Raw genomic sequence first — 13,479 nt, forward strand, 5'->3', positions numbered from 1 at the left:
TTTGCTTGAAACGACTTCGTTTTGCCATCTGATTGAATATTTGTTCGCATACTGTAAGATCGTCTTGATTATTTTTCACCTCATTTGCTATATAGACGGAAGTAAGCTTCAGTGGGAAAGCATGGGTTAAGACGGCATTTGTAATGTCGTGGATCCCATCACACCCTTACAACTTCATGTGAAGAAAAAGCTTGAAGTAGGCGAGCATTGTTAGTTTCTTTACATACATATCTTGACCATTTTCGCTCACACAATCTATGAACGTTTTCTTACAAATTGGAGTTAACCATTTACCAAATGAAGAAAATAGAGTATTCTTTTCCATGCGCTGATCCTTTTCAGTGGATTATGAATAGGAACTACCTACCATAACCATTGTATTGGGTCTTTTCATGTTTACATACCAAATAAGAACATCAACACAACGCTAGTACTAGTAGACACGGAGAGGTGTAAAGTTAAGTGAACAAATTAAAAACCAGTAGCGATAGAATATGGTTTGTTAAATGCTGAGGGGGATTGCCGCTTTAATTGTTGTTTATGCTCACATGTGGGAATTGTTTTGGAGAGACAATGTGACCGCCTCTCTTATTTCATACTCCACTCCCATAGAAAATTTGCATCATCTTCCTCATTTAAATCTAACCACATGGCTATACACCCTCCATTTTAATTTTGGAGCAATAGGAGTCGCCTTATTTTTCTTAGTTAGTGGGTTTGTAATTCCAATATCTTTAGAAAAACTAGGAAGCTCACAATTCTTATTCAGAAGATTTTTCAGATTATATCCAACGTATATATAATAGGCTTAATGCTTACATTTCTAGCTTTATTTCTAAGTGCAAAAATCAATAATATTAATTTTAATTTTAATCTTATTGATTATTTTAAAAATGCCTCTCTATTTAGAGATTGGTTCTGGGTTTTGAGCATAGACAATGTAAACTGGACCCTGGAAAACGAGGTTAAATTTTATATTTTATGTGCCTTTCTATTCTGGGTTTCAAGTTTAAAAAGCATAAAATCAATAACTATAACTACAGGAATATTAACTGTTTTTACATATCTAGCTTCCAACAGTCTCTCATTCCTTTTAAATGCTAATATGATAAATATCTATAGACTGTTTTACATTATCTCGAACGTATCAGTCTTTGTTACATTTATGTTTATAGGAGTATGTTTCTATAATCTATTCAAAAAATACTGGAATATTAAAAAATTCATAGTGACCATTCTCTTTTTGTATCTGCAATTTCTATTTAATGTGTATAACGTTTTTGGTGTCGCTGGAAAAGAAAATTTAGTTAATTACACATGCATGATCATTGTTTTTGCAATAATATATTTTTATAAAGAAAGAATTAGATATTCAGCAATACTCAACTTTTTCGCTGAAATTAGTTATCCAATGTATATTATTCACGGAGTCCTTGGTTATGCGATGATATCCTATTTATACAAATACCAACCATACCCTTATATCGTTATTATTGAGGTTTTTCTGTTTGTAATTGGTCTTTCTTACTTACTCCACAGATACGTAGAAAAGCCATTTAATAAGCTGGGTTACAACTTATCTAGGAAGTATACGCAGACCAAAACTAACCAAACTGTTATGGAAACCATCGTTAAAAATTCTTGAAATTACAGACTTATTTATTAAAACGTTTCACCAACCGGCGGTATTTCGTGATCTTGCTATGCAGTCATCTCCAAACGATAGGGATTACCACAGCGCCAACAGCTTCATAGATTTTGTTCGTCAATACGTTTTAAGAGCATCCCATAGTTTGAAAATGTCGTCACCTTTTACCCTAGCTTATTGCTGATAAACAGGTACATGCGTGGTATTAATTATCACATTTGCAAAGTCAGCGTCGCTGGGAACATGCTCTAAAATGTGATCCCAGAGGCCGGATTTATGCAAGCATCGAAAGCGTCTGAATGCTCCGGAGCAAGGGTTATGTAATGCTAAGTCTCAAATTATGGGCAACTTTGATCGATTGTCTTTCGGTGCCTTTCCTCCTTGAGGTTTGTGTTCTACCTGCGACCTTTCTTGGATTCAACCCCACTGATCGTCGTGTTTCGTATCTTGACTTCAATTCCTTCTTTTACAACTCCTTCATTCAAAGGTTTAGATCATTTAAATAGTTCGCATACATACCGTAGTGATATTAAATTAAAATGTGGTTATTATGGAATCAGCCTCCATCATTTGTTAAAATAGTTCTATGAAGAAATCTACTACGAATACAAGGAGTACATATTAATGAGTGCAAGGAAAAAAGCAACACAAAATACAGCGGAATTGTCTAAAGAGCAGCCGCTGTTGCAAGGGTTACTGACACTTGGCTTGGCTTTGTTCGTCCTTATTTTCCCATACGAGCGCGGATTGTTCAATGGCTACGAGTATGGCTTTGAGTCTCCCATTTACAACGCGGCCATCTATGGCTACGTTCTACTCGCCGCAACCGCCTTGTACGCTTATCTTACGGGCTGGAAACTGAACAATCATCGCAGCGTGCTGTCGATTGCAGTTTTGCTGCTTCCGGCCATCTATTGGCTCTCATCGATGCAGGCCGTCTCCAGCTATTATGCCAAATTTATGACGTTTGTCTTTTTCCTGCTCGCTGCCCTGTTTCTGACCAGTCTATATGCCGCTGGAAAAGTGCAGATGCGAAAATGGCTGGAATATGGCGTTGTGCTCTCTGCCTATTTAATCGTATTTTTCGGCCTGCTGAACTTGTTCGGCCAGCAATATTACAAGGATGCGATGTGGCTCGCCCACGATGGCTACCGGCTTAGCTCAGTCTTTCAATATTCCAATACATATGCCGGCTTCCTAATTGCCATCTTTCTGATCGCCGCTTATTATGCCGCAACCTGTGAGCGCTGGTATATGCGCCTAGCTAATTCTATTATGCTCGTACCAATTTTAATTTCTTTTTTTCTCGCTTATTCGAGGGGCGCCCTCGTTATTATTCCAGTAATGCTTATTGTACTTCTGCCTTTCCTGAAGCTGGCTAGGCAATTTGCCTATGTCGTCTATGCTGGTCTATCCGCTTTGCTGACGCTCGTTATTTTGGGCAAAATCACGGCTAATACAGAAGCGATTTCCGCAATTGTCCAGCCGACCGAAACGAAAGTGGCGACGACGATTTCGATGTTCGACAAGCTGCCGCTGCAAAGCTGGGCATTGCTTGCAGGCGCAGCCCTTGTTAATGCAGGACTGATCATGCTTATTCACAAGAAGCTGTTCCCTTGGATCGAAAAGAAAAGTGCACGCCTTGCGCAGCGCAAATGGGCGTTTGCTGCTTTTCCCGCTGCTATTGTCGTTGTCGGACTATTGGCAGCCGTATTGCTTATTACAAGCGACGGCATCCGTGATCTGCTGCCTGAGAAAATGGCTTCCCGATTCGAAAACATCAACTTGCAGCAGCACAGCGTTCTCGAACGCTGGACCTTCTATGAGGATGGCCTTAAGGTTGCCAAAGACTATCTGCTGCTCGGAGCTGGCGGAGGCAGCTGGCAGGCTCTATATGAGCAATATCAAAACAATCCATATTGGAGCAGACAGGCGCACAGCTTCTTCATTCAAACGCTTGTTGAGGTAGGCTGGATTGGATTTGCTGCACTTATCGGGCTGCTCGTTTATGTCTATTACTTATACATTCGCTCGTACATCCGTTTCCCTGAACGTCGGGGCAGCCACTTGATCTTTTTTATTTTGGCAACGACGCTGCTGCTGCATAGCGCTATCGATTTTGATATGAGCTACGTCTATTTGAGCGCTTTGCTGTTCATTAGCTTGGGCGCTATGATTGCGCCATATGGCAAATCACTTGCGTTTAAACAAGAGGCAGAACAACCCGTACAGGGCAGCGCAGTAAAATGGATCTATCCATCTGCCATCGGCGTGCTGGCAATTATCCTGCTAGTCGGCTCCGCACGCGCGAACGGCGCAAACAGCACGTTTCAGGATACGTATAATACTGCTGCTGCTGGGAAGGCGCAGCTCAACCAACTGCTGCCTTCACTCAATAAAGCCATTAAGACTTCTCCTGATCATTCTGTGTTTAGCCTGACTAAATACGAATGGCTGATGCAGGCCTATGAGCAGACGCAAAATGCTTCAATGAAAGACGAAGCGCTGCAGACGCTTGCAAGCGGCAAAGCCAATGATCCTTACAACCGTTCGTTCATTATGGCCCAATATCAAACTGACAAAAAGGACGGCAAAACAACAGAGATGCTCCAAGTGCTGGAAGAAGGCATTAGCAAATTCCGTTGGGATATCGAGTTTTATGATCATGCCATTGTTGAATATGTTGCGGCCATTAGCAGTGATGCCGGAAATGCAGAAAGCTACCACAAGCGTGTGCTGGAGCTTAAAGCGGAAGTGGAGCGGCGTATCGCCCAGCTTGCGACATTGCCTCCAGAACAATCGCAGGGACGCGACTTCAGCTTCACACCTGCGATGCAGCAAGCACTAGCTTCTATTGAAACCAAATAAGCAATTGCCACATGAATAAGCGCCTTTCTGGCCTCGTCTTTAAACGGTTGAATCTATGCATGCGTTGCGCATAAACCCGTTTTAGGGCGTTCCCTAGGAGGCGCTTTTCCTATTTTTCTGACATGTTTCCCGCCGCGGCAGAATAAATTGCATTAGAACGTTCTAAATTCTCATACCGGCCGGAAGGAGAAACCTCTATTGAATCGATCGTCTAATTCAAAGTGGTCGTTTGTAGTCATGCGCGGTGCTGACAAAACCGTCAAGCAGTTTCATGTCTCAAAGCGATCCGTCATTGCGGCCCCTGCCGCAGCTGCACTGGCCGTGTCGGGCTGCTTTGCCGCCCTCCAGATCAAATCGGTCTTCGAGCTGCATGAGCTTGAGGCGCAGCTTCAGGAGCAGGCGACGCAGCAGGATGAACAATCCCAGCAGTATCAGCATACCGTCGCCAATAAGGATGAGACGATCCTCGCCCTACAGCAGCAGCTGGCAAGCCTTGCTCAGCAAACCGAGGACATGCAGACGCGTGTAGATGAGCTGCTTGCACTGGAAAACAAGCTCAAACAGTTCATCGACAAATATGGCAGCTCTGACTCTGGGATAGACACGAGCAGCCACAAGCTTGGGCAACAATCTGAACAGTTGTACAAGCGCGAGCAGGCTTTGGCACAGCAAGCCGGTTATGATACGAGCGGTTCCTTGCAAACGAGCGGGATGTCCTTTCGAGCTTTGGCTTCCTCTACCTCGTTTGACGTTCAATCGTTAAGCGCAATGATCGACTCTTTGGAGGAAACGATGGCGCAGACGCTGCGGCAAGCACAGATAAGAAGGCAGCAGGTTGATTCCTATCCATCAGGCTGGCCTACCTATTCGAAGAAGCTGACGTCCAGCTTCGGCTACCGCAAAGATCCTTTTACAGGGAAAGCCGTCTTTCATGCCGGCATTGATATTGGCGGCAAAGCAGGCGATCCTGTTTTCAGCGCGGCGGATGGAACGATTAAGGAAGTCGGTACTGGAGGCTCTGAGGGCAACTATATCATTATCGACCATCATAACGGGCTGAACAGCGTTTATATGCATATGCAAAGCATAGAAGCCAAGGAAGGAGAACAGGTCGTGCGGGGCGAGAAAATCGGCCTGCTGGGCTCTACAGGCAGAAGCACGGGGCCTCATCTTCATTTTCAAATTATGCAGGGCGACGAGGCCGTCAATCCTTTGCCCTACTTGCTTCAACCATCCTAAGCTGCGAAACAAGGAGGTTTTTCCATGTCTATTTTTAAGGAAAACAAACGAATATCCCCTACGGATACACTAATTGGACAGGGTACCCATGCGGAAGGCAAGCTCATATGTGAAGCAGGCCTGCGTATTGAAGGCGAATATCGTGGAGACATTGAATGTGTTGGAGATGTCATCATTGGCGAATCTGGAGTAGCTCGTTCAAATATAACGGCGAAGGATTTGACTGTAGCAGGCAAACTTTTCGGGGATATTACGACAAAGGGGCGGCTCACGATTACTGCAACCGGGCAAATCACAGGAAACATTTATGCCCATTCCTTAATTATTCAAGATGGCGGAAGCTTTAATGGCAGCTGCCATATGGAACGGGGTCAGGCCCCGCTCACACGCCCGCTTTCGGAAACAGACAGCGCAGGGAAAGATAACGCTGCTAAAGACGGCAGCAATCGGGATAAGGCCCGTCAGGCCGTCTAGCAAGCGTCCAGTGTGTGCCAATGAACCATATATAAGCATATAAGCAGCAGCTTGAAGCACTCAGCTGAAAACACATAGAACAAGCAATCAGATTGGATTAGGGGAAGCAGCCTGCTAACAGCATTCGGGAACATACTGTGCAAAAAGCTTCACTTATATTTGAACATACAAAAGCAGGGCAGGCGAATTATCGCCTGCCCCTTTGCTTATTTCTTGCTAATCCAGCTGTGCACCTTATTCAGGAGTCAGGCTGGCAAGGTTCCTTTTTTTCTACGAATTAGAACTAAGCCGGGGCGAGCTCCCATCTCCCATCATGCTTATGCGGCTTCACTACGCGCCAACGTCACGCTTAGAGAATACAAACCAGGTGAGCGCTGCGAATATTGCATAATACACAGCAAGCACGCTTATCGCGAAGCCGAGCGTCCGATCGCCAACGTTTCCGGTCAAATAAGGCACCAAATCCAATTGGACGAAAAACAAGTAGTCCACCCATTTATAATTCATCAGCCCGATAAATGGACCGATGGAAATGGAGGAAAATACGAGGAAAATGGATAGCCCGATAGCAAGCCCGCCGCTCCGGAATACCGTTGACAGCATAAACGCTATCATCGAGGTCACAAGCAGGGCAATAAAGCGCATCAAATAATATTTCATATTATATACTGCCGCTGAGCCTTCAAATTGGCCATCAGCAACTAAAAAACCGTGAATTTCTGCAGCCGTTACATTCGTATGGTCAAAAAACAAAAAATTGAACGCAATAGTAAATGCATATAGCAGCACAACCTGTAACACCGCGAACAGCACGACTGAAATATATTTGGACAATAAAATTTTCCATCTCATCCACGGGCGAATAAGCAGCAGCTTAATCGTTCCGCTCGTGAACTCCTCAGCAACGCTCCCCGCCGCAACGACGGATGTGAACATGGCAATAAGCATATAACCTACTGCTGATTCATATTTTACAAGTGTCCACATCGATACCGCACTGTCTTTGGACATAAAATAAACGGGTACGGTCATAAATACAACCAATGCCAGCAGCAGGCCCGTCATAATCCAAGTTCTTGTGCGGAGGTATATTTTCATATTTTCATTCAATAGCAGCTTGCTGAAGTTATACAATATGACCGCCCCCCGTCTTCTCGAGGAACCGATCCTCTAAAGATTGATGCTGTGCCTGAATGCCGTATACTTTAATGCCTGCCGCTACGAGCTTTGCATTAAAGCTAGCGACCGCTTCCTTATCCGCCCCAATGGCAATGGCGTGGCCAGCCCGTTCCCCCGCTATTCCCTCATTAGCCGCAACAGCCAGCGCCGACTCTAAATCGTCCACTTCAAAAACGACCCGCTGCGTTGCATTCTGTTCCGACTCTCTGTTCTTCTCGACCTGGACGACCTCCACTAGCTTGCCCTGCTGGATAATGGCTACCCGGTCGCACATCAGCTCCATCTCGGCAAGCAAATGGCTGGAGACGAATATCGCCAGTCCCTCCTGCTTGGCCAGCCTTTGCAAATAATCGCGAAGCTCACGAATGCCCATGGGATCCAGTCCGTTCGTCGGCTCATCCAGAATGAGCAGCTTGGGCCGATGCAAAATCGCCTGCGCCACACCAAGCCGCTGCCTCATGCCAAGCGAATAGGTATTCACTTTATCATGTATGCGCGAGCCAAGGCCGACGAGCTCCGTCACCTCCTGAATACGTGAATGCTCAACACCCGGAACCATCCGGGCAAAATGAACCAAATTTTGATAACCAGTCATATATTTGTACATCTCTGGATTTTCGACAATGGCACCGACATGGCGAATCGCTTTCTCAAATTGCTTTGAGATGCTGTGACCATCAATTTTGATCTCGCCTTCTGTTATTGAAATGAGGCCGACCATCATTCGGATCATTGTCGTTTTGCCGGCGCCATTGGGACCGAGGAAGCCGAATACTTCACCAGCCGGCAAGTCAAGACTGAGATGATCAATGATCGTCCGTTTGCCGATGCGCTTCGTTACATTTAGCATTTGTACGATTGGCTGCTCCAATTTTTATTTCCTCCTTCTCCAGTGGATCGCATGTCCTGTCACATTTCTAATAGCGATCTAATAATGATCTAACATTAATCTAACTACAACTAACCTTACCTAGTATAATCGAATTAGGAAACGATTGGAATATGTACACGAATCATAGAAAAAGCCTCCTGCTACACAACTTCTGTAGTCAGGAGGCTTTGGGATGCAGGATAAAAGCTCGTTTGATAGGGATCAAAATCAGATTTAGCAGTTAACGGGATCACTCCGCCTGTTGCGCCTTGCATTTGTGCCTCCAACTTGTTAGCATGGCCAGCTTGGGCCTGAGCACAGGCTCTACAACAACCTAGCCGATTTACTACACGGAAAAATCCGGTTCGGAACAACACATTCGCTTGCCCAGTAGGTATCATGTTTTGGCATCCGACGCAATAGAACTGCTCCTGAGGCTGAATCACCTAATCACTCCTTGTATACTTAATGTATCATAATTTATGTAAAATGTTACGTAATGTATCTGTTTGTTTATATTTTATGGTATTTAGCGAATAATGTCAACAGAAAACTCAAATTTTGTCGCCTTACAGAAACATCGAACCCTGACAGCGATATGTCAGGGTCCTTATCCTCTTTTTTATAGAAGCCGAAAGCTTTAAACCGCATCCGTTTCTATGCTCATTTGTTTTTTCAGAAGCTCATGAATTCGATTCCGCTCCTGATCGCCGACGATGTAATACCATACTTTATCAATCATCGTTCCGCTGCCGCTTATTTCAATGCTATCCACCTTTTCGATCCCGGTCCCATATTCTTTAAAAAAGGTTTTCATCTCGTCAAACGATATATTCGTTCTTACATTGTCACCCATCTCCGCAAGCAGATTGCTTATTTGCGTAGCTCCATATAAGGTAAATACATTGGAAATGAGCTGCTTTAGGACGGCGCGCTGGCGGTCATTTCTGCCCCTGTCCCCCTTCGGGTCCTCATATCGCATGCGAGAATAAAGCAGCGCCTGCTCTCCATTCAATTGAATAGGCCCTTGCTCAAACGTATGACCACTGAAATCAAAAGCATAAGGATTGTTGACGGTTACTCCGCCAAGCTCGTCTATGATTTTTGAGAAACCTTCCATATTGACCCGAATATAATAATCAATCGGATAATCAAGAAAATGCTCTACCGTCTGCTTTGACATTTCTACCCCGCCAAAAGCGTAAGCATGGTTTATTTTATCCGTCGTGCCATGTCCAATAATAGCCGTTCTCGTATCACGCGGAATGTTGAACATAAAGATCGAATGCTTGAGCGGATTCACCGCCATGACAATCATGGTGTCTGTTCGTCCCCGATCATTCGTTCTTTCATCTACACCCATTACTAATACGGTGAACGGCTTCTCCGCAGTTATTGCTTCTTCTATGCCGGATATTTGCAGCTCCGAATCTGAGCTGACGTATGGTGTAGATATGATGGGCTCGAACATATCAGCAGCCGTTTTTTTAAATTTTCCATAAAGATACCAGCTGTATAGGGCCGTTCCCAAGCCAGCGACCAGACATACGGTGCTGACGATAATAAGTGAGCGTTTCACCCATCGTTTCACCCGAAGAGCCTCCTCATTTGACAAAAGTGCTTCCTGCGTTCAAACTGCGATATAGCTGATGGATTTTCCGCTGCTGCGGCTGTTGGGCGAGTAATTCTTCGTTTAATAGGCGGGTAATAATGGATTTGATAAGCAGTGGGGGCTGGAAATGCATACCGTACTCGAAAACATTATCCGTTCGTTTACGCCAAACGACATTTCCCTGAAGCCGGATGTTTTTGCCTGAAAGCTTCATGCGGACTTCTACCATGTACATCCGATGTACGGGGAGCCTTAAGGAAGACCAAAAGCATAAACCCTCCTGGCTTAAATTCAGCACTAATACCGTTCCAGTAGATGGACTCATTAAATGGCCATGCCGATTGAGCAGCCTCAATCCTGCTTTAATGCCTGGCCTCAGCTTTAAACGCACCTTGCTGCGTGAGTTTTCCTCTTTACCGTCCATTTATTTCTCCTTATAGGTATAAAGTGATAATGACTTGGAAATAATTTGATACGTTATGTATCAAGCTTTTCCTTCACTTTAAGATACAAATTGTATCATGTCAAGCAAAAAAAACGTCTAACAATATTTTTTGCGACATTTCGTTGCAACAAATGCAAATCTAACGTTTCCGTATTAATATAGGTGTAGCAGTTATAATCCAATAAGTGTGTATACAAACTAGGTTTTGCATAGCAAAACCTGCCGTTTATATGTTGTAAGCAAGTTTATGCTTACAAAGTTGGTTTGCTGAGCAAACCTAAGACTATGCTTACGATGCTAGTTTGCTTCGCAAACTCAAGTTAATGCTTACGAAGATGGTTTGCTGAGCAAACTAAAGTTAATGCTTACGAAGATAGTTTGCTTCGCAAACTTTTAGGAGGGGTCATATGAACATAGGCAGCAGAATTGCTCAATTGAGAGATGACAGACACTGGACACAAGAGCAAACCGCAGCAAAGCTAGGCATTTCACGCGCTGCTTTATCTCATTATGAGAAAAATCGCCGGGAACCGGATTCCGAGACATTGAAAAAATTTGCCGATCTATACCAAGTATCCGTTGATTTTCTGGTTGGACGCACCCTTCATCCGCAAACGGTACTTAGTGACGATGTCCGCAATTTTGCCGAGCATTTGGAATTATCCGATGATGAAATATTGGAGAAGTTTAATTTGAGTATTGATGGGCGTAAGTTGACAGTGGAAGAAACGAAACGGTTTATTGCTTTTGTACGAGCGGAGAGAATGATGAATTAGACTATTTATTTGGATGGTGAATTCACTAGCGGCGGCCATTTCTCTGGAGGAATTCCCATTTGCCTAAGTATATCCTTTACATCTAGTTCAATACGGCCTGAATTTTTCTCTGCCATCTTCGTATCCTACTCCTGCCTTATGTATAGTTTGAACAATACTGTTATTATACCCAATACCTTACTGGGAATTTGTCGTAAGGTGGGAGCACGATTGTTCTTTTTTTGTTGTTTTTTTGTCGAATTACGTAGATTTAAGGTAAATATTTTTTGTTTTTTGAAATACTTTTCATTTTTCCTAAATTAGTGAACAGTGCTTGTACGAAAAAGCAAATATTAAAACCTGCCCGCATAAGCAAATGCTTATAAAGATGCAGCATAAAAATAATAAAAAACGGCCCTCAGTTAAGTTTTATTTCTCGACAAATAATCGTTCGAACAAATATAAAAGTAATAATGTCTGTTATGTTGTGACGCCATTAGCCCATCTGAACTTCTGTACCGTTCAGGTGGGTTCTTATTTTATAAAGCTATACCGATTAACCATTAATTTAACGGGCACCATAGTTTAATCATAAAATTGAAAGAACGACTGGACAAGCACATCCAACTGACAAAGTGGTGGGTCATCTCGTTGCTTCCTTAGACGGATTACGTTCAGCCGCTGCCATCAGGCTCTCGCTCCTTCTTCAGCCCATCGTTCATCTTAATATTAATTTATGTAATCATAACTGAAAGAGTGTTAGATTTTGTGGTATAACACTACCCTAGCATAAGCCCAAATTTTTGGAAATAGTTTCTAGTCTAGCCGATTGCAGGTTATTAGTCTATACCTAAAAAAAACGACTCACGTACACTGAACAATCTTTACAGGGAGGTGTCGTGATTGAGTTGTTCCGATATAAAAAAACGGTGTAAAAATAAAACCATAGTGGTGTGCCATCCAAAAGGAAAAAAAAAGAAACGTCGTCATCGCGTAATTAAAAAGCTTGTTTGTAAAAATTGTCCCCCGCCTGAAGGACGGCAATTACTTCAAGGACTTGCGGGAGCGATTGCAGAAGCTGGACCTCAAGGACTTGCAGGAGCACTTGGACCCCAAGGATTAGCCGGGCTCGTGGGAGCAATTGGCGCACTTGGACCCGAAGGAATTGCAGGAGCACTTGGACCCCAAGGAGCAGCAGGAATTGTAGGAGCGATTGGCGCACTTGGACCTCAAGGACTCGCAGGAGCACTTGGATCCCAAGGAGCAGCAGGAATTGTAGGAGCGATTGGCGCACTTGGACCCCAAGGACTCGCAGGTGCACTTGGACCCCAAGGACTGGCTGGACTGGCAGGAGCAATTGGCGCAGCTGGACTGGCAGGACCTGCTGGTCCAGCAGGAGCAGTAGGTCCAGCTGGAGCAGTAGGTCCAGCGGGTCCAGCAGGAGCAGTGGGCCCAGCGGGACCTGGAGGGCCAGCAGGTGGAGTATTAGGCTTTGCAGATTTTTTCGCCTTGATGCCACCTAATAATGCAGCAACTGTTGCTCCCAACACGGATGTAAGTTTTCCGCAAGATGGTCCAATTAGTGGGACTGCAATTACCCGTATAAATGCGAGCTCATTTAACTTGTCTGCAATTGGCACATATCAGGTTTTGTTTCAGGTTAATGTAAACGAAGCGGGTCAACTGATTTTAACACTAAATGGCGCTGATCTGGCCTATACGGTGGTCGGGCGTGCAACAGGAACTACTCAAATAGTAGGAATGGCACTTGTGCAAACAACGGTCATTAATTCAGTACTCACAGTTCGAAATCCTGCTGGCAATTCCACAGCACTCACAATCACTCCATTAGCTGGAGGAACAAGGCCAGATTCCGCACATCTTGTTATTATGCAGATCGCATAGAGGGGAAAATATAATATTTTTCGATAAAATGCCAAATATCAAATAGAGGCCGCCCTCTTGTTTAATGTGTAAATGATTAAGCTAATGGAGAACCATAGTGCAATGAATTCTGTAAAGACAATCACACTGCCTTATTCAGAGGTTAGTGATTGTCTTTTCAGTGTTCTAACGCCTTCTTGAAGCCTCGACCAGACTCGCTCAAATCCGCGTTCCATATTTACCCATTCGGATATTCGTTGTTGCTTTATTTTTCGCCTCATGCTTCTCGTAGCCCAGATATGTGTCCATCTCCGCTTCTAGCATCTCTTGAATGGCCTCTGCAAACAGCTCTTTAAGCGCATTTTGCGCATCCTGTGCTGTCACCTATTTGTTCCCCTTAAAAAGAGGCAAAAAAAAGCATCCTCAATGAAAATGAGAATGCTTGTTAAAGATATAATGTGATACTTCATTTGTAGCTTTTAGTGGCGATAGGGATTAACCACA

Annotated in this window: 9 protein-coding genes and 2 pseudogenes; 6 read left to right on the forward strand and 5 right to left on the reverse strand. The window is 44.0% G+C overall.

The window, feature by feature from the left end:
- The first annotated feature begins 506 nt into the window (after positions 1-506).
- The 4 genes and pseudogenes from AC6B99_RS03440 (at position 507) to AC6B99_RS03455 (ending at position 6,229) form a co-directional block, all read left to right on the forward strand.
- Positions 507-1,645: pseudogene (locus AC6B99_RS03440) on the forward strand (acyltransferase family protein).
- A gap of 627 nt (positions 1,646-2,272) precedes the next feature.
- Positions 2,273-4,516 carry an O-antigen ligase family protein gene (locus tag AC6B99_RS03445; RefSeq protein ID WP_496662757.1) on the forward strand — a complete coding sequence of 748 codons (2,244 nt, stop codon included), beginning with the start codon at positions 2,273-2,275 and terminating at the stop codon, positions 4,514-4,516.
- Positions 4,517-4,714: 198 nt separating this feature from the next.
- The gene (locus AC6B99_RS03450) at positions 4,715-5,755 is read left to right on the forward strand and encodes a M23 family metallopeptidase (protein ID WP_496662758.1); all 1,041 of its coding nucleotides are present in this window, start codon (positions 4,715-4,717) and stop codon (positions 5,753-5,755) included.
- A gap of 24 nt (positions 5,756-5,779) precedes the next feature.
- Complete coding sequence (locus AC6B99_RS03455; RefSeq protein WP_063892545.1) at positions 5,780-6,229, forward strand: bactofilin family protein; 450 nt, start codon at positions 5,780-5,782, stop codon at positions 6,227-6,229.
- A gap of 330 nt (positions 6,230-6,559) precedes the next feature.
- On the opposite strand, the gene AC6B99_RS03460 is transcribed toward AC6B99_RS03455, so the two are convergent.
- The 4 genes from AC6B99_RS03460 to AC6B99_RS03475 all read right to left on the reverse strand — a co-directional run bounded on the left by AC6B99_RS03460 (position 6,560) and on the right by AC6B99_RS03475 (position 10,315).
- Positions 6,560-7,363 (reverse strand): ABC transporter permease, encoded by an 804-nt coding sequence (locus AC6B99_RS03460; RefSeq protein WP_496662759.1) that lies wholly within the window; start codon positions 7,361-7,363, stop codon positions 6,560-6,562.
- Positions 7,356-8,258, reverse strand: coding sequence for an ABC transporter ATP-binding protein (locus tag AC6B99_RS03465; protein WP_056034307.1), 903 nt, complete (start codon positions 8,256-8,258; stop codon positions 7,356-7,358). The genes AC6B99_RS03460 and AC6B99_RS03465 overlap by 8 nt, the downstream gene beginning before the upstream one ends.
- Before the next feature lie 661 nt (positions 8,259-8,919).
- The gene (locus AC6B99_RS03470; RefSeq protein WP_056034152.1) at positions 8,920-9,870 is read right to left on the reverse strand and encodes an LCP family glycopolymer transferase; all 951 of its coding nucleotides are present in this window, start codon (positions 9,868-9,870) and stop codon (positions 8,920-8,922) included.
- Positions 9,871-9,883: 13 nt separating this feature from the next.
- Positions 9,884-10,315, reverse strand: a complete 432-nt coding sequence (locus tag AC6B99_RS03475; protein ID WP_056034155.1) for a PilZ domain-containing protein — start codon at positions 10,313-10,315, stop codon at positions 9,884-9,886.
- Between the two features lie 428 nt (positions 10,316-10,743).
- On the opposite strand from AC6B99_RS03475, the gene AC6B99_RS03480 reads away from it, so the two are divergent.
- On the forward strand, positions 10,744-11,112 hold the full coding sequence (locus AC6B99_RS03480) for a helix-turn-helix domain-containing protein (RefSeq protein ID WP_046228883.1): 369 nt from the start codon (positions 10,744-10,746) through the stop codon (positions 11,110-11,112).
- A gap of 1,110 nt (positions 11,113-12,222) precedes the next feature.
- A complete protein-coding gene (locus tag AC6B99_RS03485) occupies positions 12,223-12,996 on the forward strand; it encodes a collagen-like protein (protein WP_496662760.1) in 774 nt (257 codons plus the stop codon).
- Between the two features lie 216 nt (positions 12,997-13,212).
- Here AC6B99_RS03485 and AC6B99_RS03490 read toward each other — a convergent pair.
- Positions 13,213-13,359: pseudogene (locus AC6B99_RS03490) on the reverse strand (transposase); the annotation flags it as partial.
- Positions 13,360-13,479 lie beyond the last annotated feature (120 nt).

It is taken from the genome of Paenibacillus liaoningensis (assembly GCF_059609455.1).

Bases quoted from the DNA above. Each gene is read 5' to 3' on its own strand.
- AC6B99_RS03475 (WP_056034155.1), bottom strand. From the start codon at position 10,315: ATGGACGGTAAAGAGGAAAACTCACGCAGCAAGGTGCGTTTAAAGCTG.
- AC6B99_RS03480 (WP_046228883.1), top strand. From the start codon at position 10,744: ATGAACATAGGCAGCAGAATTGCTCAATTGAGAGATGACAGACACTGG.
- AC6B99_RS03445 (WP_496662757.1), top strand. From the start codon at position 2,273: ATGAGTGCAAGGAAAAAAGCAACACAAAATACAGCGGAATTGTCTAAA.
- AC6B99_RS03465 (WP_056034307.1), bottom strand. From the start codon at position 8,258: ATGCTAAATGTAACGAAGCGCATCGGCAAACGGACGATCATTGATCAT.
- AC6B99_RS03455 (WP_063892545.1), top strand. From the start codon at position 5,780: ATGTCTATTTTTAAGGAAAACAAACGAATATCCCCTACGGATACACTA.